Annotated in this window: 23 protein-coding genes; 7 read left to right on the top strand and 16 right to left on the bottom strand. The window is 73.9% G+C overall.

Translation table 11 applies throughout. The features are described from left to right. Positions 1-64 precede the first annotated feature (64 nt). From pyrH to rpsB, 3 genes are all read right to left on the bottom strand, one after another. Positions 65-769 (bottom strand): UMP kinase, encoded by a 705-nt coding sequence (pyrH, locus tag AB3M81_RS17205; RefSeq protein ID WP_412905158.1) that lies wholly within the window; start codon positions 767-769, stop codon positions 65-67. A gap of 126 nt (positions 770-895) precedes the next feature. Further along, positions 896-1,711, bottom strand: a complete 816-nt coding sequence (gene tsf / locus AB3M81_RS17200; protein ID WP_412905157.1) for a translation elongation factor Ts — start codon at positions 1,709-1,711, stop codon at positions 896-898. Positions 1,712-1,780: 69 nt separating this feature from the next. Then, a complete protein-coding gene (gene rpsB / locus AB3M81_RS17195) occupies positions 1,781-2,674 on the bottom strand; it encodes a 30S ribosomal protein S2 (RefSeq protein WP_412905156.1) in 894 nt (297 codons plus the stop codon). 294 nt (positions 2,675-2,968) lie between these two features. On the opposite strand from rpsB, the gene AB3M81_RS17190 reads away from it, so the two are divergent. Beyond that, positions 2,969-3,841 (top strand): peptidoglycan DD-metalloendopeptidase family protein, encoded by an 873-nt coding sequence (locus tag AB3M81_RS17190; protein WP_412905155.1) that lies wholly within the window; start codon positions 2,969-2,971, stop codon positions 3,839-3,841. Here the strand turns inward: AB3M81_RS17190 and AB3M81_RS17185 are convergent. From AB3M81_RS17185 to AB3M81_RS17165, 5 genes are read right to left on the bottom strand one after another with little or no spacing between them, the layout of a single operon-like run. After that, positions 3,838-4,758, bottom strand: a complete 921-nt coding sequence (locus AB3M81_RS17185; RefSeq protein ID WP_412905154.1) for a tyrosine recombinase XerC — start codon at positions 4,756-4,758, stop codon at positions 3,838-3,840. The genes AB3M81_RS17190 and AB3M81_RS17185 overlap by 4 nt on opposite strands. Before the next feature lie 46 nt (positions 4,759-4,804). Further along, entirely contained in the window at positions 4,805-5,839 is a 1,035-nt protein-coding gene (locus tag AB3M81_RS17180; RefSeq protein WP_412905153.1) for an ABC transporter ATP-binding protein, read from the bottom strand. After that, positions 5,836-6,621 (bottom strand): ABC transporter permease, encoded by a 786-nt coding sequence (locus tag AB3M81_RS17175; protein ID WP_412905152.1) that lies wholly within the window; start codon positions 6,619-6,621, stop codon positions 5,836-5,838. The genes AB3M81_RS17180 and AB3M81_RS17175 overlap by 4 nt, the downstream gene beginning before the upstream one ends. Further along, entirely contained in the window at positions 6,618-7,361 is a 744-nt protein-coding gene (gene modA / locus AB3M81_RS17170) for a molybdate ABC transporter substrate-binding protein (protein ID WP_412905151.1), read from the bottom strand. The genes AB3M81_RS17175 and modA overlap by 4 nt, the downstream gene beginning before the upstream one ends. Then, positions 7,358-7,762 carry a TOBE domain-containing protein gene (locus AB3M81_RS17165; protein WP_412905150.1) on the bottom strand — a complete coding sequence of 135 codons (405 nt, stop codon included), beginning with the start codon at positions 7,760-7,762 and terminating at the stop codon, positions 7,358-7,360. The genes modA and AB3M81_RS17165 overlap by 4 nt, the downstream gene beginning before the upstream one ends. Positions 7,763-7,807: 45 nt before the next feature. Here AB3M81_RS17165 and AB3M81_RS17160 point away from each other — a divergent pair, with 45 nt between their 5' ends. From AB3M81_RS17160 to AB3M81_RS17150, 3 genes are read left to right on the top strand one after another with little or no spacing between them, the layout of a single operon-like run. Beyond that, entirely contained in the window at positions 7,808-9,043 is a 1,236-nt protein-coding gene (locus tag AB3M81_RS17160) for a molybdopterin molybdotransferase MoeA (protein ID WP_412905149.1), read from the top strand. Continuing rightward, positions 9,028-9,528 (top strand): cyclic pyranopterin monophosphate synthase MoaC, encoded by a 501-nt coding sequence (gene moaC, locus AB3M81_RS17155; protein WP_412905148.1) that lies wholly within the window; start codon positions 9,028-9,030, stop codon positions 9,526-9,528. Before AB3M81_RS17160 ends, moaC begins: the two co-directional genes overlap by 16 nt. Then, positions 9,521-10,024, top strand: coding sequence for a MogA/MoaB family molybdenum cofactor biosynthesis protein (locus tag AB3M81_RS17150; protein ID WP_412905147.1), 504 nt, complete (start codon positions 9,521-9,523; stop codon positions 10,022-10,024). Before moaC ends, AB3M81_RS17150 begins: the two co-directional genes overlap by 8 nt. 4 nt (positions 10,025-10,028) lie before the next feature. Here the strand turns inward: AB3M81_RS17150 and AB3M81_RS17145 are convergent, their stop codons facing one another. The 6 genes from AB3M81_RS17145 to AB3M81_RS17120 all read right to left on the bottom strand — a co-directional run bounded on the left by AB3M81_RS17145 (position 10,029) and on the right by AB3M81_RS17120 (position 16,041). Beyond that, a complete protein-coding gene (locus AB3M81_RS17145; protein ID WP_412905146.1) occupies positions 10,029-10,673 on the bottom strand; it encodes a class I SAM-dependent methyltransferase in 645 nt (214 codons plus the stop codon). A gap of 4 nt (positions 10,674-10,677) precedes the next feature. Continuing rightward, positions 10,678-11,793, bottom strand: a complete 1,116-nt coding sequence (gene dprA / locus AB3M81_RS17140; protein WP_412905145.1) for a DNA-processing protein DprA — start codon at positions 11,791-11,793, stop codon at positions 10,678-10,680. After that, positions 11,790-13,364, bottom strand: a complete 1,575-nt coding sequence (locus AB3M81_RS17135) for a YifB family Mg chelatase-like AAA ATPase (protein WP_412905144.1) — start codon at positions 13,362-13,364, stop codon at positions 11,790-11,792. Before AB3M81_RS17135 ends, dprA begins: the two co-directional genes overlap by 4 nt. Next, a complete protein-coding gene (locus AB3M81_RS17130) occupies positions 13,364-13,726 on the bottom strand; it encodes a YraN family protein (RefSeq protein ID WP_412905143.1) in 363 nt (120 codons plus the stop codon). Before AB3M81_RS17130 ends, AB3M81_RS17135 begins: the two co-directional genes overlap by 1 nt. A 120-nt stretch (positions 13,727-13,846) precedes the next feature. Beyond that, complete coding sequence (locus AB3M81_RS17125) at positions 13,847-14,941, bottom strand: branched-chain amino acid aminotransferase (protein WP_412905142.1); 1,095 nt, start codon at positions 14,939-14,941, stop codon at positions 13,847-13,849. 41 nt (positions 14,942-14,982) lie between these two features. Continuing rightward, entirely contained in the window at positions 14,983-16,041 is a 1,059-nt protein-coding gene (locus AB3M81_RS17120) for a 3-isopropylmalate dehydrogenase (RefSeq protein ID WP_412905141.1), read from the bottom strand. Positions 16,042-16,527: 486 nt separating this feature from the next. On the opposite strand from AB3M81_RS17120, the gene AB3M81_RS17115 reads away from it, so the two are divergent. Together AB3M81_RS17115 and AB3M81_RS17110 are read left to right on the top strand one after the other, a co-directional pair. After that, positions 16,528-17,091: an O-methyltransferase gene (locus AB3M81_RS17115; protein WP_412905140.1), complete on the top strand. Its 564-nt coding sequence runs from the start codon at positions 16,528-16,530 to the stop codon at positions 17,089-17,091. A 55-nt stretch (positions 17,092-17,146) separates the two neighbouring features. Then, complete coding sequence (locus tag AB3M81_RS17110) at positions 17,147-17,581, top strand: aromatic ring-opening dioxygenase LigA (protein ID WP_412905139.1); 435 nt, start codon at positions 17,147-17,149, stop codon at positions 17,579-17,581. 13 nt (positions 17,582-17,594) lie between these two features. On the opposite strand, the gene yczE is transcribed toward AB3M81_RS17110, so the two are convergent. Together yczE and AB3M81_RS17100 are read right to left on the bottom strand one after the other, a co-directional pair. Next, positions 17,595-18,194 carry a membrane protein YczE gene (gene yczE / locus AB3M81_RS17105; protein ID WP_412905138.1) on the bottom strand — a complete coding sequence of 200 codons (600 nt, stop codon included), beginning with the start codon at positions 18,192-18,194 and terminating at the stop codon, positions 17,595-17,597. Next, positions 18,191-18,319: a hypothetical protein gene (locus AB3M81_RS17100; protein WP_412905137.1), complete on the bottom strand. Its 129-nt coding sequence runs from the start codon at positions 18,317-18,319 to the stop codon at positions 18,191-18,193. Before AB3M81_RS17100 ends, yczE begins: the two co-directional genes overlap by 4 nt. A gap of 61 nt (positions 18,320-18,380) precedes the next feature. Between AB3M81_RS17100 and yczR the strand changes: the two genes are divergently transcribed. Then, complete coding sequence (yczR, locus tag AB3M81_RS17095) at positions 18,381-19,826, top strand: MocR-like transcription factor YczR (protein WP_412905136.1); 1,446 nt, start codon at positions 18,381-18,383, stop codon at positions 19,824-19,826. Positions 19,827-19,931: the final 105 nt, after the last annotated feature.

Raw genomic sequence — 19,931 nt, 5'->3', positions numbered from 1 at the left:
CGGCATCGCGCAGGGTCTCGTCGATCACGTCATGCTCCGTTGCATCGTTGGGGGCGTCCGCGCCTCAGGCGTGGACGAGTGTTCCGATCATCTCACCACGCAGGGCACGCGTCACCGCGCCCTCGTCGTTCATGTTGAACACCATCATGGGCAGGTCGTTCTCCATGCACAGGGCGAAGGCGGCCGCGTCGACCACCTGCAGGTTGCGCTGGAGCGCCTCGTTGAAGGTGAGGCTGTCGAAGCGCTGGGCCTCGGGGTTGCTGCGGGGATCGGAGTCGTAGACGCCGTCGACCCCGTTCTTGCTCATCAGGACGACGTCGGCCTTGATCTCCAGGGCGCGCTGCGCCGAGACCGTGTCGGTGGAGAAGTAGGGCATGCCGGCGCCGGCGCCGAAGATGACCACGCGGCCCTTCTCCATGTGGCGGATGGCGCGGCGCGGGATGTAGGGCTCGGCGACCTGGGCCATCGCGATCGCGGACTGCACGCGCGTCTCGACGCCCTGCTTCTCGATGAAGTCCTGCAGCGCGAGGGCGTTCATGACGGTGCCCAGCATGCCGATGTAGTCGGCGCGGGCGCGCTCCATGCCACGCTGGCTGAGCTCGGCGCCGCGGAAGAAGTTGCCGCCGCCCACGACGATCGCGACCTGCACGCCGTCACGGACGGCCGAGGCCACCTGCGCGGCGGCGTCGTTGACCACGTCGGGGTCGATGCCGATGGCCCCGCCGCCGAAAACCTCACCCGAGAGCTTGAGAAGAACACGGCGCGCCATGGACACGAGGCTATCGGATGGACCGGCTCCCGCCGCCCTCAGGTGTGCGTGGCGTGGCTGGTGTGACCGGACGCACGAGGGCCCCGCGGATCGCTCCGCGGGGCCCTCGTCAGATCGGGGTGCGACTCAGGCGCCGACCTCGATGTGGCTGAACTTCTTGACCGTGATGCCGGCCTCGTCGGCGACGGCCTTGACGGTCTTCTTGTTGTCGGTGACGCTGGCCTGCTCGAGCAGGACGTTCTCCTTGAAGAAGCCGTTGACGCGGCCCTCGACGATCTTCGGCAGGGCCTGCTCGGGCTTGCCCTCCTCCTTGGCCGTGGCCTCGGCGATCTCGCGCTCCTTGGCGACGACGTCCGCGGGGACGTCCTCGCGCGAGAGCCAGCGCGGGCGCATGGCCGCGACCTGCATCGCGATGCCGCGGGCGACGTCCTCGTTGTCGCCCTCGTACTCGACGAGCACGCCGACGGCCGGGGGCAGGTCGCTGGCGCGACGGTGCATGTAGGTGGCGACGTTGCCCGAGAGGGCGCTGACGCGGCCCAGCTCGAGCTTCTCGCCGATGACGGCGGCCAGGGCGCTGATCGCCTCGGCGACGGTCTTGCCGTCGTCGAGGGTCACGTTCGCGAACTCGGCGGCGTCGGCCGGCTTCGCGGCGTCGGCGGCCACGGCGAGGCGCTCGGCCAGCTCGATGAACTGGTCGTTCTTGGCGACGAAGTCCGTCTCGGAGTTGAGCTCGACGATGGCCGAGCCGGCGTTGGCGACGAGGCCCGAGGAGGCCTCGCGCTCGGCGCCACGCTTGGCGGCCTTGGCCGCGCCCGAGATCCGCAGGATCTCGACGGCCTTGTCGAAGTCGCCCTCAGCCTCGGTGAGGGCCTTCTTGGCGTCCATCATGCCCGCGCCGGTCGCGTCGCGGAGCTTCTTCACATCGGCAGCAGTGATTGCCATGTTTCAACCTCGGTTCTGGTCTTGCCGCCGCGGCGGGTCACGCCGCGGCGGCAGGTGGACTGGTGACGCTCAGGACTCGGAGGGAGCCTCGGCGGCGGGGGCGGCATCGGTGGCCGGTGCCTCGGCGGCGGGCGCCTCGGTGGTCTCGGCAGCGGTGCCCTCGGCGGCGGCGGGGGCGGCGTCGCCCGTGGAGAGCAGCTCCTTCTCCCAGTCGGCCAGCGGCTCCTCGGCGCCGAGCTCGGAGCCCGGGGCCTCCTCGCCCGTCTTGGCGCCGCCACGCGACACGAGGCCCTCGGCCACGGCGTCGGCGATGACGCGCGTCAGCACGCCCACGGAGCGGATGGCGTCGTCGTTGCCCGGGATCGGGTAGTCGACGTCGTCGGGATCGCAGTTGGTGTCGAGGATCGCGACGATCGGGATGTTGAGCTTCTTGGCCTCGTCGACCGCGAGGTGCTCCTTCTTGGTGTCGACGATCCAGACCGCGTTCGGGACGCGGCCCATGTCGCGGATGCCACCGAGCGTGCGGTTGAGCTTGATGTACTCGCGACGCATCTGGAGGAGCTCCTTCTTCGTGCGGTTGGAGCCCGCGACGTCGTCGAAGTCGATTTCCTCGAGCTCCTTCATGCGCTGAAGGCGAGCGGACATCGTGGAGTAGTTGGTGAGCATGCCGCCCAGCCAGCGCTGGTTGACGTAGGGCATGCCGACGCGCTTGGCCTGCTCCTCGATCGGCTCCTGCGCCTGGCGCTTGGTGCCGACGAACAGGACGGTGCCGCCGCGGGCGACGGTGCCCTTGACGAACTCGTACGCCGAGTCGATGTAGGACAGCGACTGCTGCAGGTCGATGATGTAGATGCCGTTGCGCTCGGTCATGATGAAGCGCTTCATCTTGGGGTTCCAGCGACGGGTCTGGTGCCCGAAGTGGACGCCGCTCTCGAGCAGCTGACGCATGGTGACGACGGCCATGGCCGTACTTCCTTTCGAACCAAGTTGACGCACCGCCGGGATCGGCGATGCCCTGGTGTCCCACGCGAGCCACCCCAGGTGCCTGGGGACTCGGTACGCGCCCCGTTCGGTTGCTCACGTCACGGGAGAGGACACGCGAATTTCCGCCCCGAAGGACGGATCCGTCCCATTCTAGGGCACGCGCCCCCGTGCGCGGTAATCGGCTCGTCCACAGCCCGGCGCCGTCCTCGAGCCCCGTCCACAGCCTGCGATCACGGGGTTCCGCGCCCCCTCCCCCGGCGGTTGGGTCGAGGCATGAACCGCGCCCTCCGCCTCGTCCTCGTGGTGCTCTCGCTGTCGCTGCTGACCGCCCCGGCGCACGCCGCACCCTGGCAGTGGCCGCTCGGCGACCACCGCATCGACCGCGCATTCGACCCGCCGGACTCGGACTACGGGCCGGGCCACCGCGGCATCGACCTGCCCGGCCGCGTCGGGCAGACCGTGCGCGCGGTCGCCGCGGGGCGCGTGACGTTCGCCGGGACGGTCGCGGGCATCGCGACCATCACGATCACCCACGGCACCGAGCGGTCCACCTACCAGCCCGTGAGGGCGACGGTGCGGGTCGGCGACGCCGTGACGGCGGGCCAGCCGATCGGTCGCCTGCTCGGCGGCCACCCGTCGTGCGGCGGCTCGACGTGCCTCAACCTCGGGCGCCTGCGCGGAGACACGTACCTGGACCCCGCGCAGCTGCTCGCGACCGAGGGCGCCTACCGGCTCATCGACCCGGACGGGCCCGTTCCCGAGCCGCCCGAGGTCGCGAGCGGCGACCTGCCGCTCGACGGGCCGGTCACGTCCGCGTTCGGGATGCGCGTGCACCCGGTGACCGGCGAGCGGAGGCTGCACGACGGGGTGGACATCGGCGCCGCCTGTGGCACGGCGGTGCCCACCGTGGCCGGCGGCGTCGTCACGCACGCGGGGCCTCGCGGGCCCTACGGGCTGCAGGTCGAGGTGCGGCACGGGTCCGGCGCGACGTCCTACTCGCACCTCTCGTCCGTCACCGTCGGCCGCGGCCAGCACGTCGCGGCGGGCACGACCGTGGGACGCGTGGGCTCCACGGGGATGTCGACCGGCTGCCACCTGCACTTCATGCGCCTCGCCGGCGGGCGTCCCGTGGACCCGCTCGGCTAGGCCCGCGGGTGCGCCTGGGCGAACGCGGCACGCAGCCGGTCGGCGCTGACGTGCGTGTAGATCTGCGTCGTGCCGAGCGAGGCGTGGCCCAGCAGCTCCTGCACCGAGCGCAGGTCGGCGCCGCCCTCGAGCAGGTGGGTGGCCGCGGTGTGCCGCAGCCCGTGCGGGCCGACGTCGGGTGCGTCGGGCACCGCGGCGATCCGCTCGTGCACGATGCGGCGGACCACCCGGGCGTCGATCCGGCCGCCGCGGGCGCCGAGGAACAGCGCCGGGCCGCTGTCGGCGACCGCGAGCGCGGGGCGGCCGCGATCGAGCCACCGCGCCACCGCCTCCGCGGCGGGGACGCCGTACGGGACCATCCGCTCCTTCGAGCCCTTGCCCAGCACGCGCATCACGCGACGGTGCGCGTCGAGGTCGTCGACGTCGGCGCCCACGAGCTCGCCCACGCGCACACCCGTCGCCCAGAGCAGCTCGATGATCGCCAGGTCCCGCAGGCCGACGGGTCCGTCGTCGTCGATGGACTCGACGATGGCGTCCACGACCGCGCGCATGTCGGTCTGGTTGAGCGCGGGCGGGAGCGTCCGGTGTGCCTTCGGCGCGGCGAGCAGCGCCCCGGCGTCCGCGTCGGCGCGGCCCGTCCGCTCGAGCCAGGCGGTGAAGCGGCGGGCCGCCGTCGAGCGGCGGGCCATCGTCGTGCGGGCACGGCCGCGGGTCTGCAGGTTCGCGAGCCAGCTGCGCAGCGTGCGGATCGTGAGCGCGGCCGGATCGTCGACGTGCAGCAGCGAGGCGTGCTCGGCAAGGCTCGCCAGGTCCGTCAGGTAGGCGCGCACCGTGTGCTCGGACAGGTCGCGCTCGTCGCGCAGGTGACGCTCGTAGTCCGCCAGGACCCGCGCCCAGGACTCGCCCACGTCACCCATGCGACCACTCTCGCACCCGGCGGCGGCCGATCCCGGGAGGCACGGGTCAGGCCGGCTCGAGCCGGACCTCGGTCGCCTTGAGGCTGAGCCACACGGCCGCACCCGGCTCGAGGCCGAGCTCGGTGACGGAGTCGGTCGTGACGTCAGCGAGCCAGCCGCTCACCACGACGCGACAGGTGCCGGCGCGGAGCTCGACCGCCTCCACCTCCCCCGGAAGTACGTTGCGGGGGCTGCCGGACGGGCGGGTCCGGTGCAGCGCGACGGCGGCGGGACTGAACGTCGCCGTCGCCCGTGAGCCGGTCTCGAGCGGGAGCGTGGCCAGCCCGGTGACCTCGCGTCCGTCCGGCGTCCGCAGCCTGTCCGGCGCGACCACCGTCCCGGTCAGCAGGTTCACGCCGGACAGCGCCGCACCGAAGGCGCTGCGCGGGCGCGCCAGGACGTCCGCGGCGGTGCCCTCCTGCACGATCCGGCCCGCCTCGAGGACGGCCACGCGGTCCGCCAGCGTGAGCGCGTCGAGCGGCTCGTGCGTGACCACGACGGCCGTGCGGTCGGCCAACACCTCGCGCAGGAGCCGGCGCACCTCGGGGACGGCCTCGGCGTCGAGCGCGGCCAACGGCTCGTCGAGCAGGACGACCTCGGGCTCGGTGGCCAGGGCTCGCGCGATCGCCACGCGCTGGGCCTGCCCTCCGGAGAGCTCACGCGGCCGCCGGTCGGCCAGCGCGTCGACACCCGCCCGCTCCATCCAGGCCGACGCCACGCGACCGGGATCGTCGGTGCCGCGGCTGCGCGGGCCGAAGGCGACGTTCTCCCGGACGGTCAGGTGCGGGAAGAGCCGGGGCTCCTGCGCGAGCAGGCCCACCGAGCGACGGTGCGGCGGCAGCCACGTGCGCCCGGCGAACCAGGCGCGCTCCCCCGCCAGGACGCGTCCGTCCTGCGGCCGCAGCAGACCGGCCACGACCGACAGCACGGTCGACTTGCCCGCGCCGTTCGGGCCCAGCAGTGCGAGCGTCTCGCCGGACTCCAGGACGAGGCGGACGTCGACGTCGCGCGTGGCCTCGACGACGTGCGCGTCGAGGGTCACCACGGCGACCGCCCCGGCCGCTGGACGAGGGCGATCACGGCGACCGCCACGAGGATCAGCAGGAACGCGAGCGCGACGGCGGCGTCCGGATCGACCTCGCGCTGCAGGTAGATCTCGGTCGGCAGGGCGCGCGTCACGCCCTGCAGGCTGCCGGCGAACGTGACCGTCGCGCCGAACTCGCCCAGGGCCCGCGCGAAGCTCAGGACCGTCCCGGCCACCAGGCCCGGCGCGACGAGCGGCAGCGTCACCCGGCCCAGCACACGACTCGGGGCGGCGCCCAGCGTCGCGGCGATCTCGGCGTACCCCGCATCGGCTGCGCGCAGGGCGCCCTCGAGGCTCACCACGAGGAACGGCAGTGACACGAACGCCTGCGCCAGCACGACGGCCACCGTCGTGAACGCGATCTCGACGCCGAACGCCTCCAGCCGCTCGCCCAGCAGGCCCCGCCGCCCGAAGGTCGCGAGCAGCGCGATGCCGCCGACGACCGGGGGCAGCACGAGGGGCACGAGCACCACCGCCCGCACGAGGGGCACCCACCGGCCGCTCGCCCGGGCCAGGACGAGCGCCAGCGGGACGCCCAGCACGAGGCACAGCGCCGTGCTGGCGGCGGCCGTCCGAAGGCTCAGTCCGAGGGCGTCGCGCGAGGCCTCGGTCGTGACGAGCCCGGGGAACGCGGCCCAGTCCACCCGCAGCACGAGACCGAGGACGGGCAGGCCCACGAGCCCGAGCCCCACGAGCGCCGGGAGCAGCAGCCAGCGCGGCACGTCGGCGCGGCTGCTCACGGCGCACCGAACCCGGCCGCCGTCAGGACGCGGCGCCCCGTGGCGCTCGTCACGAACGCGGCGAACTGCTGGGCCAGCGCCCTGTCGTCGGCACCGTCGAGCGGCGCGATCGGGTAGCGGTTCACCACGGAGGAGGCCTCGGCCACCTCGACGCCGCGGACGGACTCGCCGGCGGCGAGCACGTCGGTCACGTAGACGACGCCGGCGTCGGCCTCGCCGCTGGCGACCTTGCCGAGCACGTCGGTCACCGACCGCTCCTCGCTGACGGGCGCGACGTCGACGTCCCCCGCGGCAAGGAGCCGCGCGGTGGCCGCGCCGCACGGCACCTGCGGCGCGCACAGCACGACCTTGACGTCCGGTCGCCCGAGGTCTCTGAGGGACCGCACGCCCGCTGGGTCGTCGCTCGGCGTGACGACCTGCAGCGTGTTCGTGGCGAACACGACCGGCTCGGCGGCCGTCGCCCCCGCCTCGGTGACGGTCCGCATCGTGCGCTCGTCGGCGGCGGCGAAGACGTCGGCCGGCGCGCCCTCCACGACCTGCGCCGCCAGGTCCGAGGAGCCGCCGAAGGAGAGCACGACGTCGACGTCCTCGTGCTCGCGCTCGAACGCCGTGGCCAGCTCGGTGAACGCCTCCGTGAGCGAGGCGGCCGCGAGCACCGTGACCCGTCGCTCGCCGGCCGACGAGGACGAGCAGCCGCCCAGTGCGGACGCCAGCAGGACCAGGACGAGGAGTCGTCTCACGCGCCCGGCCCGGCGGTCTCGAGCACGACGTTGGTCGCCTTGACCACCGCGACCGCGACGACGCCCGGCTCCAGGCCGAGCTCGCGGACGGACTCGGTGCTGACGAGCGAGACGACGCGGTGCGGACCGGCCTGCAGCTCGACCTGCGACATCACCGTGTCGCTGACGACCTCGGTGACGATCCCGACGAACCGGTTCCGGGCGGAGCGCGCGACGCCGGTCGGATCGGCCGCCGAGCGTCCCTCCGCGCGGACGTGGTCGGCCAGGCTGCGACCGTCGACCACCGTACGGCCCGCGGCGTCACGGTCCGCCGTCAGCCGACCCGTGCCGATGAGTCGTCGTACCGTGTCGGTACTGACGCCGAGGAATTCCGCGGCGTCGGAGACACGCACATGAGCCATGAACGCCACTCTATCGACGCATCTGCGTCCGGAACAGGAGAACGGATGGGCAGATCCGTCGACGAGCACGCACGCGCCGTCGCCGAGGCGGTGCGCCGGGCCGCGGACCGCCGCGCGCAGGACGCGCCCGCGCGCCGGGTCGTCGCGCCCGACCTCGCGGGACGCCTCGCCGAGCCCGCCCCGTCGGCCCTCGACGTGCCGGGCTTCGACAACAGCCAGATGGACGGCTTCGCGGTGCACTCGGCCGACCTCGCCGCCGCCGGGTCCACCCCGGTGGCGCTGCCCACCGTCGCCCATGTCGTGGCCGGGGGCGGCGCGCCGGCGCCGCTCGCGCCGGGCACGGTGGCGCCGATCATGACCGGCGCGCCGATCCCGCCGGGCGCCGACGCGGTCGTGCCCGTCGAGCGGACCCGTCCCGGCGACTTCGGGCCGGTCGAGGGCGGCGGCCTGGTCGAGTTCGCCGAGCCGGTCGCCCCTGGCACCTTCGTCCGGCGGCGCGGGTCGGACATCCGTGCGGGCGAGCCCGTGCTGGCCGCCGGCGCCCCGCTGCACGCGGCGGCGGTCGGCGCGCTGGCCGCCGCTGGTGTCGGGACCGTCAGCGTCGCTCCCCCACTGCGCATCGCCGTCGTCGGGACCGGCACTGAGGTCGTCAGCGGGGACGTTCCCGACTCGAACTCCCGCGCGCTGCTCGCGCACGCCCACGAGCTCGGGCTCGGGCTCGGGCTCGCGGCGACGGCTCATGTCGTCCCCGACGAGCCGCCGGCCCTGCGCCGGCTGCTCGACCGGCTCGCGGGCGACCACGACCTCGTCGTGACCACCGGCGGCGTGAGCGCCGGCACGCGCGAGGTGGTGCGGCAGGTGCTGTCCGAGACTCCGGGCGCCTGGTTCGGCCATGTCGACGTCCAGCCCGGTGGTCCGCAGGGGCTCGCGTCGGTCGTCGCCGGCGACCGCGAGGTCCCGGTCGTCTGCCTGCCGGGCAACCCGGTCAGCGTGCTGGTCTCGTTCGAGCTGTTCGTCCGTCCCCCGCTGGCCACGGCGGCGGGCCGCGTCGGGTGGCGGCCGTCCGGCACGTCGGTGCTTGCCGAGCCGTTGAGCTCCCCCGAGGGCCGGCTGCAGGTGCGGCGTGGGCGCCTCGACGAGGACGGACGCGTGCGCCTCGTCGGCGAGGCCGGCTCGCACCTCGTGGCCGCGTACGCGCGCGCCGACCTGCTGGTCTTCGTGCCCGAGGACGTCACGGCGCTGTCCCCCGGCGATAGCGTGGAGTGGTGGAGAATCGCATGACCGGCCCGGCCGGCGACCCCGACCTGTCGCACTACCGCTCCGACGGCAGCGCCCACATGGTCGACGTCAGCGCCAAGGCGCCGACGAAGCGCCGCGCGACGGCGTCCGGCCTTCTGCGCACGCGACCCGACGTGGTCGAGCGGATCATGGCGGGCGACCTGCCGAAGGGCGAGGCGCTGGCCACGGCTCGCGTCGCCGGCATCCTGGCCGCGAAGCAGACGCCGGCGCTGGTCCCGCTGTGCCATCCGCTGCCGCTGAGCTCGATCACCGTCGACTTCCGCGCCGAGGGCGACGCCGTCGCGATCGAGGCGACCGTGGCCACCACGGCCCCGACGGGCGTCGAGATGGAGGCGCTGACCGCCGTGAGCGTCGCCGCCCTCACGCTGTTCGACATGGTCAAGGCCGTCGACGCCCGCGCCGTCATCGAGTCGGTGCGTGTCGAGGAGAAGACCGGTGGCACCCACGACTGGAGCCGCGATGAGTGACGCGCCGCGCCGGCTCGGGGTGGTGGTGTCCTCCACCCGCGCCGCTCAGGGTCGCCGCGAGGACCTGACGGGTCCACGGATCGCGGACTGGGGCCGCCGTCACGGCTTCGAGGTCTCGGGCCCACACGTCGTGGCCGACGGCCCCGACGTGGGCGCGACCCTGCGCCGGCTCGTGGACGAGGGCTGCGCGCTCGTCGTCACCACCGGCGGCACCGGCTTCACGGACGACGACCACACGCCCGAGCAGACCGCCGCGATCGTCGACCGCCCGGCGCCGGGCATCGCCGAGGCGATCCGCGCGAAGGGGCGCACCACCACGCCGATGGCGGACCTCTCGCGCGGCATCGCCGGCATCAGCGGCCGGACGCTCCTGGTGAACCTGCCCGGCTCGACGGGCGGCGTCCGCGAGGGACTGGAGGTCCTGGAGGGCTTCGTCGATCACGCCCTCGAGCAGCTGGGCCACGGCCAGCCGGCCGAGCGCCCCCTGCACACCTGAGGGCTCAGACGACCCGCTGAACCACGACGACGCTGTCGCGCAGCACGACCTCGGCGCCGTCCGGCGCATAGGCGCGGCGGTCCTGCAGCTCGGCGGTGACCGTCCGCCACTCGTCCGGTGCCAGGTCCAGCATCGCGAGGTCGTCCTCGGGCGTCGGGAACGACATCGTGGTCCGGTGCTCCTCGGCGTGGCTGTGCGCCCACGGCGGCGGAGCGGCGTGCGCGACGATCAGCAGGTGCCCGTCCGGCGCCACGCGCCCGGCGGCCGCGCGCAGGATGCGGGCGCGGTCGAGCTCGACCGGCGACTGGAGGAACGAGGCGGTGACGAGGTCGAACTGCTGGTCGGACGACCATGTCGCGAGGTCCGCGGCGACCCACGTCACCCTGCCGCTGAGGCCCGCGCGCTCCGCCGCGACCTCCGCGCGCGCCAGGGCCGTCGGCGACACGTCGACGCCCACCACGGTCCAGTCGCGCTCGGCGAGCCACAGGGCGTCCCCGCCCTCGCCACACCCGAGATCCAGCGCCCGGCCGGGCTTCAGGTCCTCGGCCGCCTGCGCCAGGGCGGCGTTCACCCGGCCCGACCAGACGCCGTCGCGGCCGCCGTACTTCGACTCCCAGTACTCGAAGACCTCACTCGTCGCGTCGCTCACGCCGTCAACCTACCGCCGCCTGCCCACCCGGGCCCGCCGATCGCCACCAGCCGCGCTCGTCCCCGGCCACGACTCCGTGGCGTTCCAGCTCGCGCAGCGCCCGATGGACCGGGACGGTGCCCAGCCGCAGGACCGAGGCGATCCGCTCGAGCGGCTCGGGCTCGGCGCCGAGCCGCACCCAGACCCGCCGCGCGGCGGCGCCGACGGCGGGGACGTCGTCGCCGACCAGCCCGAAGGTGTCGGCCAGCACGTCGCGACCCGAGGTCACGAGCAGTGCCTTGCCGTCACGGACCGCCCGATGGGTCCCGCCCGAGGCCTGCGACGTCACCGGACCGGGCACGACCATCGTCGTGCGGCCCAGCTGGTCGGCCCAGTTCAGCGTGTTGAGCGAGCCGCTGCGCTGCGCCGCCTCGACCACGACGACGCCCACACTGAGCGCCGCGATGAGCCGGTTGCGCACCAGGAACCGGTGCTTCTTGGGCTCGGCGCCCGGCGGGAACTCGCTCACGACGAGGCCCTCCTCCGCGATGCGCCGCAACAGCGCCGCGTGCGTCCCGGGATAGTCGACGTCCACCCCGCACGCCATCACCGCGACCGTCGGTCCGCCGGCGAGGAGCGCGCCGCGGTGCGCGCACGCGTCGATGCCGAACGCCGCCCCGCTGACGACCGCATGACCCTGGTCGGCGCAGTCCGCGGCGATGTCGCTCGCGCACTCGGCCCCGTACGTCGTGCACGTGCGCGCCCCGACGACCGCGACCGGCGCGGCGGCGATCACCGACAGGTCCCCTCCCCCGCGCACCCACAGGCCGAGCGGGGCGCCCGCCACCTGGCCGATGCCCTCGAGGTGGTCGAGGTCGTCCAGGGCCACGGGCCACGCCGCCGACCCGGGGACGACCCACCGGGCACCGACCTCGTCAGCGCGGCGGAGCACACCGTCCAGTCGTCGCTCGGCGTCCGTCGCCGCCTCGTGCCAGCGGTCGGGGATGTCCCCCGCGCCGGCGCGGACCGCCCGCCACAGCTCGTCCGGATCCGCGCGCTCGCGCCACTCGACGAGCCGCGGGTCACCCGCCTCGACGGTGAGCGACAGCAGCAGCCGGGCCCGTGCCTGCCGCGCCGTCACGCGGCCTCCATCAGCCGGACGACCTCGCCGCCGAGCGGGCTGCCGCGACGCAGGTCGAGCGCCGTCTGGACGTCGTCGACCGTGGGACGCTCGTGTCCGCACAGGTCGGCGACGCTCCACGCGAGCCGGAGCACGCGATCGGCCGACCGCGGCGTGATCTTGTGGCCGCGCACCTGCCGCTCGAGCAGCCGCGTGCCCTCGTCGCAGGCGGGCCAGGCCTTGCGCAGCTCGACGCCGGGCACCGCCGCGTTCACGCGCCAGGGGGTGCCCGCGTAGCGCTGCCGCTGGCGCAGCCGCGCCTCGGCGACGCGTCCGGCCAGGTCGGCCATCGACGGGGCCGCTCCGAGCGACTCGCCCAGCTCCCGGCGGGACGGCTCGACCAGCGTCCGGTGGATGTCGATCCGGTCACGGATGGGGCCGGACAGCCGATCGGCGTAGCGGCGCCGCATCGGAGCCGAGCACTCGCACCGCTGCATGACCGAGCCGGCGTGGCCGCAGGGGCACGGGTTCGCGGCCAGCACCAGCTGGAACCGCGCCGGGAACGTCGCCGTCTGCGCCGCGCGGGAGACCACGACCTGCCCGCTCTCGAGTGGCTGGCGCAGCGCCTCGAGGACGTTCACGGCGAACTCGGGCGCCTCGTCGAGGAACAGCACGCCGTGGTGCGCGAGCGACATCGCACCCGGCCGGACGGTGCGGCTGCCGCCGCCCACGACCGCGACGGCGCTCGCCGTGTGGTGCGGCTCGAGGAACGGCGGACGCACGAGCATCGGCACGTCCGCAGGCAGGACGCCCGCGAGCGAGTGCAGCGCGCTGACCTCGAGCGAGTCGGCCGGCTCGAGGTCGGGCAGCAGCGCCGGCAGGCGTTGGGCGAGCATCGTCTTGCCCACGCCGGGCGGACCGGTGAGCAGCAGGTGGTGCCCTCCGCTCGCGGCGATGAGCGTCGCTAGGCACGCGTCCTCCTGTCCGACGACGTCGGCGAGATCGAGATCCGTCGGGCCCAGCCCGGCCCAGCCACCGTCCGCGCCGTCGCCGAGCGGCGGCACGGGCGGGTCGTCCGGCTCCTCCTCGCCGCGCAGCATCGCGACGAGCTGGCGCAGCGAGCGCACCCCGACGACGTCGACCGCCGGCACGAGCGCCGCCTCGGGCACGTTCGACTCCGGGACGAAGACCCGCTCGAAGCCTGCCTCGGCGGCGGCCAGCGTGGCGGGCAGCACCCCTCGGACCGCGCGCAACCGCCCGTCGAGCGCGAGCTCCCCCAGGAAGACCGACGTCCCGAGCGTCTCGGGCGGCACCACGGCCTTCGCCGCGAACACCCCCAGTCCCATCGCGAGGTCGTAGTGCGACCCGCTCTTGGGCAGGCTGGACGGCGCCAGGCTGATCGTGACCCGTGTGTCGGGCCACGAGGTGCCCGAGTTCACCACCGCCGACCGAACGCGGTTGCGCGCCTCGCTCACCGTCGTGTCCGCCAGGCCGACCACGACCGTCGCCGACAGGCCCGACGCGATGTCGACCTCGACCTCGACGGGCCGGCCAGCCAGCCCGTCGAGGGCGATCGAGTGCACCGCCGCCATCACGCCACCCCCGCGATGCGCTCGACGCGCGGGCCGCCGGCGCGAGGGACGTGCACCGTGACCACGTCGATGCGCACCCCGGCCGGGGACACGGCGTTGACCTCGAGCCACGCGGCGAGCGCGCGCCGCAGCCGCTGGACCTTCAGCCCCGAGACCGCCTCCAGCGCCGTGCCGTGGCGCGTGCTGGTGCGGGTCTTGACCTCGCACACGACGAGCGTGTCGCCGTCGCGCGCGACGATGTCGATCTCACCGAAGCGGCACGTCCAGTTGCGGGCCAGGATCGCCATGCCGAGCGATCGCAGGTGATCGGCGGCGATCCGCTCGCCGTAGTCGCCGAGTGCTTGGTTCCGCGCGTAGGTCATGCCCCGAGCCTCGCGTCGCGGAGGCCGTGGAGGAAGGCGCTCGCGCGGACCTGTGGACGCACGCGACGACGCCGCCGGGCCTGTGGAGGAACCACGGGCCCGGCGGCGTCGGATCAGGTGTCAGAGGACCTTGGTCATCCAGCCGTGGCGGTCCTCGGCGCGGCCGTACTGGATGTCGACCAGCGCGGCGCGGATGTCGGCGGTGACCTTGCCGGACTCGCCCTCGGCGCTGACGACCTCGCCGCCGTCCCACTTGAGCTTGCCCACCGGGGTCACGACCGCGGCGGTGCCGCACGCGAAGACCTCGGTGATCGAGCCGTCGGCGACGCCGTCGCGCCACTCGTCGATGCTCACGCGGCGCTCGACCACCTCGTGGCCGAGGTCGCGCGCGATCTGCAGGATCGAGTCGCGCGTGATCCCCTCGAGGATCGAGCCGCTCAGCTCGGGCGTCACGATCGACCCGTCGGACTGCACGAAGTACAGGTTCATGCCGCCGAGCTCCTCGATCCAGCGGTGCTCGACCGAGTCCAGGAACGCGACCTGCGCGCAGCCGTGAGCGGCGGCCTCCTGCTGCGGCAGCAGGCTGGCGGCGTAGTTGCCACCGCACTTGGCCGCCCCCGTGCCGCCCGAGCCCGCACGCGAGAACGTCTCGGACAGCCAGATGTCGACCGGCTTGACGCCCTCGGCGAAGTACGCGCCGGCGGGCGACGCGATCACCGAGTACGTGACGTGCTGGCTGGGCCGCACGCCGAGGAAGACCTCGGACGCGAACATGAAAGGACGCAGGTAGAGGCTGCGCTCCTCACCCGTGGGGACCCAGTCGCGGTCCGCCTCGATGAGGGCCCGGACCGAGCCGATGAACCACTCGACCGGCAGCTCGGGCAGCGCCAGACGGTGAGCCGAGCGCTGGAGGCGGACGGCGTTGGCGTCGGGGCGGAACAGCCACACCGAGCCGTCGGCGTGGGCGTAGGCCTTGAGGCCCTCGAAGATCTCCTGCGCGTAGTGCAGCACCGCGGTCGCCGGGTCCAGGGACAGGGGGCCGTACGGCACGACCCGGGGGTCGTGCCAGCCGGCCTCGGGCGTCCACTCGGTGAGGAACATGTGATCGGTGAAGTAGTTGCCGAAGCCGGGGTCGACGAGGATCGACTCCCGCTCGGCGTCACTGCGCGCGTTCGGATTGCGCTCCAGTCGCGGGGAGAACGCAGGGGTGGTCATGCCGGACACGATAGTCCTTTCGATGGGAGGGGTGGTGGTCGTCAGCCGACCGATACCGCCCCGGCCACGCGCGACGCGATGGCCTCCCCCACCTCCTGCGTGGAACGCGGCTGACCCGAGCGGGCAGCGATGTCGGCCTCGACGGCCTCGGTGATGCGCGCCGCCTCGGCTGCGTGGCCGAGGTGGTCGAGCAGCAGGCCGGCGGACAGGATCGCCGCCGTCGGGTCGGCCTTCGACTGGCCCGCGATGTCGGGCGCCGAGCCGTGGACCGGCTCGAACATGCTGGGCGCCGTGCGATCGGGGTTGACGTTGCCGCTCGCGGCCAGGCCGATGCCACCGGTCACGGCCGCGGCCAGGTCGGTCAGGATGTCGCCGAACAGGTTGTCGGTGACGATGACGTCGAAGCGACCCGGGTCGGTCGTCAGGAAGATCGTCGCGGCGTCGACGTGCAGGTAGTCCACCGTGACGTCCGGGAACTCCGCGGCGACGGCCTCGACCGTGCGGCTCCACAGGTGCCCGGCGTGGACCAGCACGTTGTTCTTGTGCACGAGCGTGAGCTTGCGGCGCGGGCGCGCCTGGGCACGGGCGAACGCGTCGCGGACGACGCGCTCGACGCCGAAGGCCGTGTTGAGGCTGACCTCGGTGGCGACCTCCTGCGGCGTGCCGACGCGGATCGCGCCGCCGTTGCCGACGTACGGGCCCTCGGTGCCCTCGCGGACGACGACGAAGTCGATGTCGCCGGGGTCCGCGAGCGGCGTCGGGACGCCCGGGAAGAGCTTCGACGGGCGCAGGTTCACATAGTGGTCCAGCTCGAACCTCAGCCGCAGCAGCAGGCCGCGCTCGAGCACGCCCGAGGGGACCGAGGGGTCGCCCACCGCGCCGAGCAGGATCGCGTCGTGCCCGCGGATCTCCTCGAGCACGGAGTCGGGCAGGGTCTCGCCCGTCGCGTGCCAGCGGCGCGCGCCCAGGTCGTAGGCCGTCCGGTCGAACGTGATCCCCGTGTCGGCGGCGACGATGTCGAGAACCTTCAGGGCCTGGTCGGTGACCTCGGGGCCGATGCCGTCGCCGGCAACGACCGCGAGCGAGTAGGTGCTGGTCATGTGGTCCATCCTAGGACGCTGGTCTCAGATGCTGAAACGCGGGTCTCGCACTCTGGTCAGTTGTCCTCGGGGACCTCGTCGAAGGATCCGGCGTCGTCGCGCAGGTGGGCGGGGCCCCATTCGATGGTGAGGGTCGGTTCGTACATGGGAGTGCTCCTCTGAAGCATGGCGGTGTGTGGTGGAGAGCGGGATCCGGCGATCCGGCGACACTGCGGGCCACGCGCTGCGACGGGTGAGTCGTTCAGCGATTCAGAGGAGGAACCAGGTCCTGGTCCGGTACATCTGCTGCAGAGTCGTCGAGCCAACGCCGAAACTCCGCGGCAGGTGTGGCCCTAGGAGGTCCTGCCGCGGCAAGCGAGGAATACGAGCTGCTTCCGCATGTCCGCGAGCATACACGGGGGCGGGGTCACGGCCGGGAGCGTTGCCGGCATGTCTCATCCCATGAGCCACGGCACGCCCTCCGGACCGTCGTGACACACTGACCAGATGAGCGCACCGGTCGAGGTACCCGAGCTGGTCGCCCGCGCGCTGGACCTGTCCCGGCGCCGCGGGTTCATCACGTCGACCCGCAGCGAGACCGGTCGCCTGCTCGCCGCCCTGGCCGCCTCGCGCACCGGCACGCTCGCCGAGCTGGGCACGGGCTGCGGTGTGGGATCGGCATGGCTCTCCAGCGGTGCGCCGAAGGGCGCCCACATCGTCACCGCCGAGCTCGACCCGGGCCTGGCCGAGGACGTGCAGCAGATCTTCAGCGACGCCGAGAACGTCGAGGTCACGTGCGGCGACTGGACCGTGCTGGAGAAGTACGCCCCGTTCTCGCTGCTGTTCGTCGACGTCCGCGACGTCATGGCCAGCATCGACGTCCTGGCCGACCTGCTCGAGCCGGGCGGCATCGCGGTGCTCGACGACTTCGTCCCCTCGCCGTTCTGGCCGCCCATCGTCGACGGCCACGTCGACACGATTCGCGAGCAGTGGCTCACGGACGAGCGGTTCGCCGCCGTCGAGATGCTGATCGACCCCGACGCGAGCCTCATCATCGCCACCCGACGCTGACCCTCTCCCGTTCTAGCCTCGAAGCACCAGACGAGGTCAACGGAAGGATCAGTCCATGTCCGAACCGACTCACCCCGCCCGCAGGGGCCGCGGCGGCGTCCGACTCGTGGGACTGCTGTCGATCATCGCCGGCCTGGTGCTCATCGCCGCCGGCGCCGTCACCTGGTACGTCGTCACCGACCAGCTCGTGGCCCAGAACATCACCGTGTCCGAGGACGCGGACTGGTTCGCCGGCAAGCAGGTGAACGGACCACTGGACGCCTACTCCCAGGCCCAGGTCATCGACAAGCACGCCCTCGAGGCCACCGGCGGCAAGACCTACGCCGAGCTCGAGCAGGACGACCCGCTGCGCGAGGTCGCGATGAACGCGTCGTTCCTGCGTGCCTCGCTGTTCACCTCCGTGGTCGCCTACGGCGTGGCCCTGTTCGCGGCGGGCATGGGCCTGCTGTGGATCCTGCTGGGCTGGGCACTGCGGCGCCTGGCGCCCTGACCGGCGCCGGCCCTCAGGCGGCCGCCGGCGCGGTGACGCGCGGGCGCATCTCGAACCACGGCAGGAAGAACTGCACGATGGGGCCGATCGCCAGCGCGTAGACGACCGTGCCGACACCGATCGTGCCGCCGAGGGCGAAGCCGGCGACCACGACGGTGACCTCGAGCGCCGTCCGCACGGCCCTCACGCTCAGGTCCGTGCGCGCGACGATCCCCGTCCAGAGGCCGTCGCGCGGACCGGGCCCGAGCCCGGCGCCCACGTACATCGCGCCGGCCAGGCCGTTGCCGACGACGCCGCCGGCGAGCAGCAGGACGGCCACGGCCGGATGCTCGGCGTCGGGCAGGACGGCGAGCGTCGCGTCGGCCGCGAGGCCGATGACGATCACGTTGAGGACCGTGCCGATGCCCGGCCGCTGTCGCAGCGGGATCCACAGGAGCAGGACCAGGGCGCCGACCAGGATCACGACCTGGCCGAACGTGAGCGGCACGTGATGGGTCAGTCCCTCGTGGAAGACGTCCCACGGGTCCAGGCCGAGCCCGGAGCGGACCAGCATCGCCATCGTGGCGCCGTAGAGCCACAGACCCAGCATCAGCTGGACGAGTCGCCGCATCATGCGCGCTCCCCCGACCGGACGATCCGAGCGGTCGGCTGACGGCGCAGTCCGTCGACGCGCACGGCGCGGACGGTCGCGATCACGCCCCACACGGCGAGGGCGACGAGAAGGATCCACCAGAGCATGATGCCACGATGCGCCGAAGTGGCCTTGGAATCCATAGCCACTCATGGGACAGTGGCCCTCATGGAGCGCACCACGACCCTCTCGGCGCGGCGACTGGCCTCGATGCTCGACGCGTCGGAGGACGGGACGGGCCCCGCGTACCGTCGGCTCGCCGACCGGATCCGCTCGGCCGTGATGGACGGCCGCATCCCCACGGGCACGCGCCTGCCGAGCGAGCGCGCGCTGGCGGAGGCCACCGGACTGAGCCGCACCACCACGACCCGGGCCTACGAGGCGCTCCGCTCGACCGGACTCGCCCGGACGCGGCACGGCTCGGGGACCGTCGTCCACGTCCCGCTCGGTGCCGCCGGCTCGACCAGCATGCTGGGGCGTCCCTCCCGTCCCGACGGCGTGGCGCTCACGGCCGCCGCGGCCGAGGCCCCCGACGGCTTCGCCTCGCTCGTCGAGCGGGCCATGCGCAGCCTGCCCGCCGTGCTCGCGACCGACGGCTACCTGCCCGACGGGCTGCCGATCCTGCGCGAGCGCCTCGCCGCACGCTTCACCGCCCAGGGCGTGCCCACCGACCCCGACCAGATCGTCGTGACCACCGGTGCCCAGAGCGCCCTGTCGCTCCTCGTCGCGGTGCTGGTGCGGCCGGGCGACCGGGTCGTCGTCGAGGGCTGCGGCTACCCGCACGCGTTCGACATGCTGAGCCGCGCGGGCGCGCGCCTGCTGCCGCTGCCCGTCGGCGACGATCCGTGGCCGGTGGACGACCTCGCCCGCGTGGCGCCGTCGGCGCAGCTCGCGATGCTCGTCCCCGACTTCCACAACCCGACCGGGTCGCTCATGGGCTCCCCCGCCCGCCGGGCCGTCGCCCGGACCCTCGCCGCCTCCGGCGTCACCACGATCGTGGACGAGACCCTGCGGGACCTCGCGATCGGCGATCTCGAGATGCCCGAGCCCTACGCCCACCACGACCCCAACGCGATCGTCGTCGGCTCGGCGGCGAAGTCGCTGTGGGGCGGGCTGCGCATCGGCTGGATCCGGGCGCCCCGCTCGCTCGTGTCCAAGCTCGTGCAGGAGCGGATGGTGCGCGACCTCGGCACGGCCGCACTGGACCAGCTCGTGGTGGCCACCGCGCTCGAGCACGGCGAGATCGTCCCCGCGGGACGACGCGAGGACCTGCGGGCCCGCCGCGACGCCCTCGCCGAGGCGGTCGGCCGGCACCTGCCCGACTGGCGGCTCAACCGCCCCGAGGGCGGCCTCTCGCTGTGGGCAACGCTGCCCGTCGCCGCGAGCTCGTCCCTGACCGTCGCGGCCCAGGACGAAGGGCTGACGCTCACCCCCGGACCGCGGTTCTTCCCGACGCTGCCCGCGCTCGGCGAGCGCCACCTGCGGCTGCCGTTCGTCCTTCCGCCGGAGCAGGTCGACGACGCGGTGGGCCGGCTCGCGCGGGCGTGGCAGCGCGTCGTCTCGGGCCAGCCGCAGGGCGCCCACGACCCGGACACGGTCGACCTCATCGCCTGAACGACGCCGGTCACGCGGCCGCGTCTCGTGTTGCGGGCGGTCCCGACACACCGCAAAGTGCCATACAGGCCGCCCGTCCGGGGTCCTGGCCACGACGGGCGAGGA

This window comes from Aeromicrobium jepli (assembly GCF_047246605.1).
In the GTDB taxonomy this organism is placed as follows: Bacteria; Actinomycetota; Actinomycetes; order Propionibacteriales; family Nocardioidaceae; genus Aeromicrobium.
The sequence above is the reverse complement of the archived record's forward strand: the minus strand, read 5'-3'. Positions and strand labels throughout refer to the sequence as shown.

Bases quoted from the DNA above. Each gene is read 5' to 3' on its own strand.
- pyrH (WP_412905158.1), bottom strand. From the start codon at position 769: ATGGCGCGCCGTGTTCTTCTCAAGCTCTCGGGTGAGGTTTTCGGCGGC.
- tsf (WP_412905157.1), bottom strand. From the start codon at position 1,711: ATGGCAATCACTGCTGCCGATGTGAAGAAGCTCCGCGACGCGACCGGC.
- rpsB (WP_412905156.1), bottom strand. From the start codon at position 2,674: ATGGCCGTCGTCACCATGCGTCAGCTGCTCGAGAGCGGCGTCCACTTC.
- AB3M81_RS17190 (WP_412905155.1), top strand. From the start codon at position 2,969: ATGAACCGCGCCCTCCGCCTCGTCCTCGTGGTGCTCTCGCTGTCGCTG.
- AB3M81_RS17185 (WP_412905154.1), bottom strand. From the start codon at position 4,758: ATGGGTGACGTGGGCGAGTCCTGGGCGCGGGTCCTGGCGGACTACGAG.
- AB3M81_RS17165 (WP_412905150.1), bottom strand. From the start codon at position 7,762: ATGGCTCATGTGCGTGTCTCCGACGCCGCGGAATTCCTCGGCGTCAGT.
- AB3M81_RS17160 (WP_412905149.1), top strand. From the start codon at position 7,808: ATGGGCAGATCCGTCGACGAGCACGCACGCGCCGTCGCCGAGGCGGTG.
- AB3M81_RS17150 (WP_412905147.1), top strand. From the start codon at position 9,521: ATGAGTGACGCGCCGCGCCGGCTCGGGGTGGTGGTGTCCTCCACCCGC.
- AB3M81_RS17135 (WP_412905144.1), bottom strand. From the start codon at position 13,364: ATGGCGGCGGTGCACTCGATCGCCCTCGACGGGCTGGCTGGCCGGCCC.
- AB3M81_RS17130 (WP_412905143.1), bottom strand. From the start codon at position 13,726: ATGACCTACGCGCGGAACCAAGCACTCGGCGACTACGGCGAGCGGATC.
- AB3M81_RS17125 (WP_412905142.1), bottom strand. From the start codon at position 14,941: ATGACCACCCCTGCGTTCTCCCCGCGACTGGAGCGCAATCCGAACGCG.
- AB3M81_RS17120 (WP_412905141.1), bottom strand. From the start codon at position 16,041: ATGACCAGCACCTACTCGCTCGCGGTCGTTGCCGGCGACGGCATCGGC.
- AB3M81_RS17115 (WP_412905140.1), top strand. From the start codon at position 16,528: ATGAGCGCACCGGTCGAGGTACCCGAGCTGGTCGCCCGCGCGCTGGAC.
- AB3M81_RS17110 (WP_412905139.1), top strand. From the start codon at position 17,147: ATGTCCGAACCGACTCACCCCGCCCGCAGGGGCCGCGGCGGCGTCCGA.
- yczE (WP_412905138.1), bottom strand. From the start codon at position 18,194: ATGATGCGGCGACTCGTCCAGCTGATGCTGGGTCTGTGGCTCTACGGC.
- AB3M81_RS17100 (WP_412905137.1), bottom strand. From the start codon at position 18,319: ATGCTCTGGTGGATCCTTCTCGTCGCCCTCGCCGTGTGGGGCGTGATC.
- yczR (WP_412905136.1), top strand. From the start codon at position 18,381: ATGGAGCGCACCACGACCCTCTCGGCGCGGCGACTGGCCTCGATGCTC.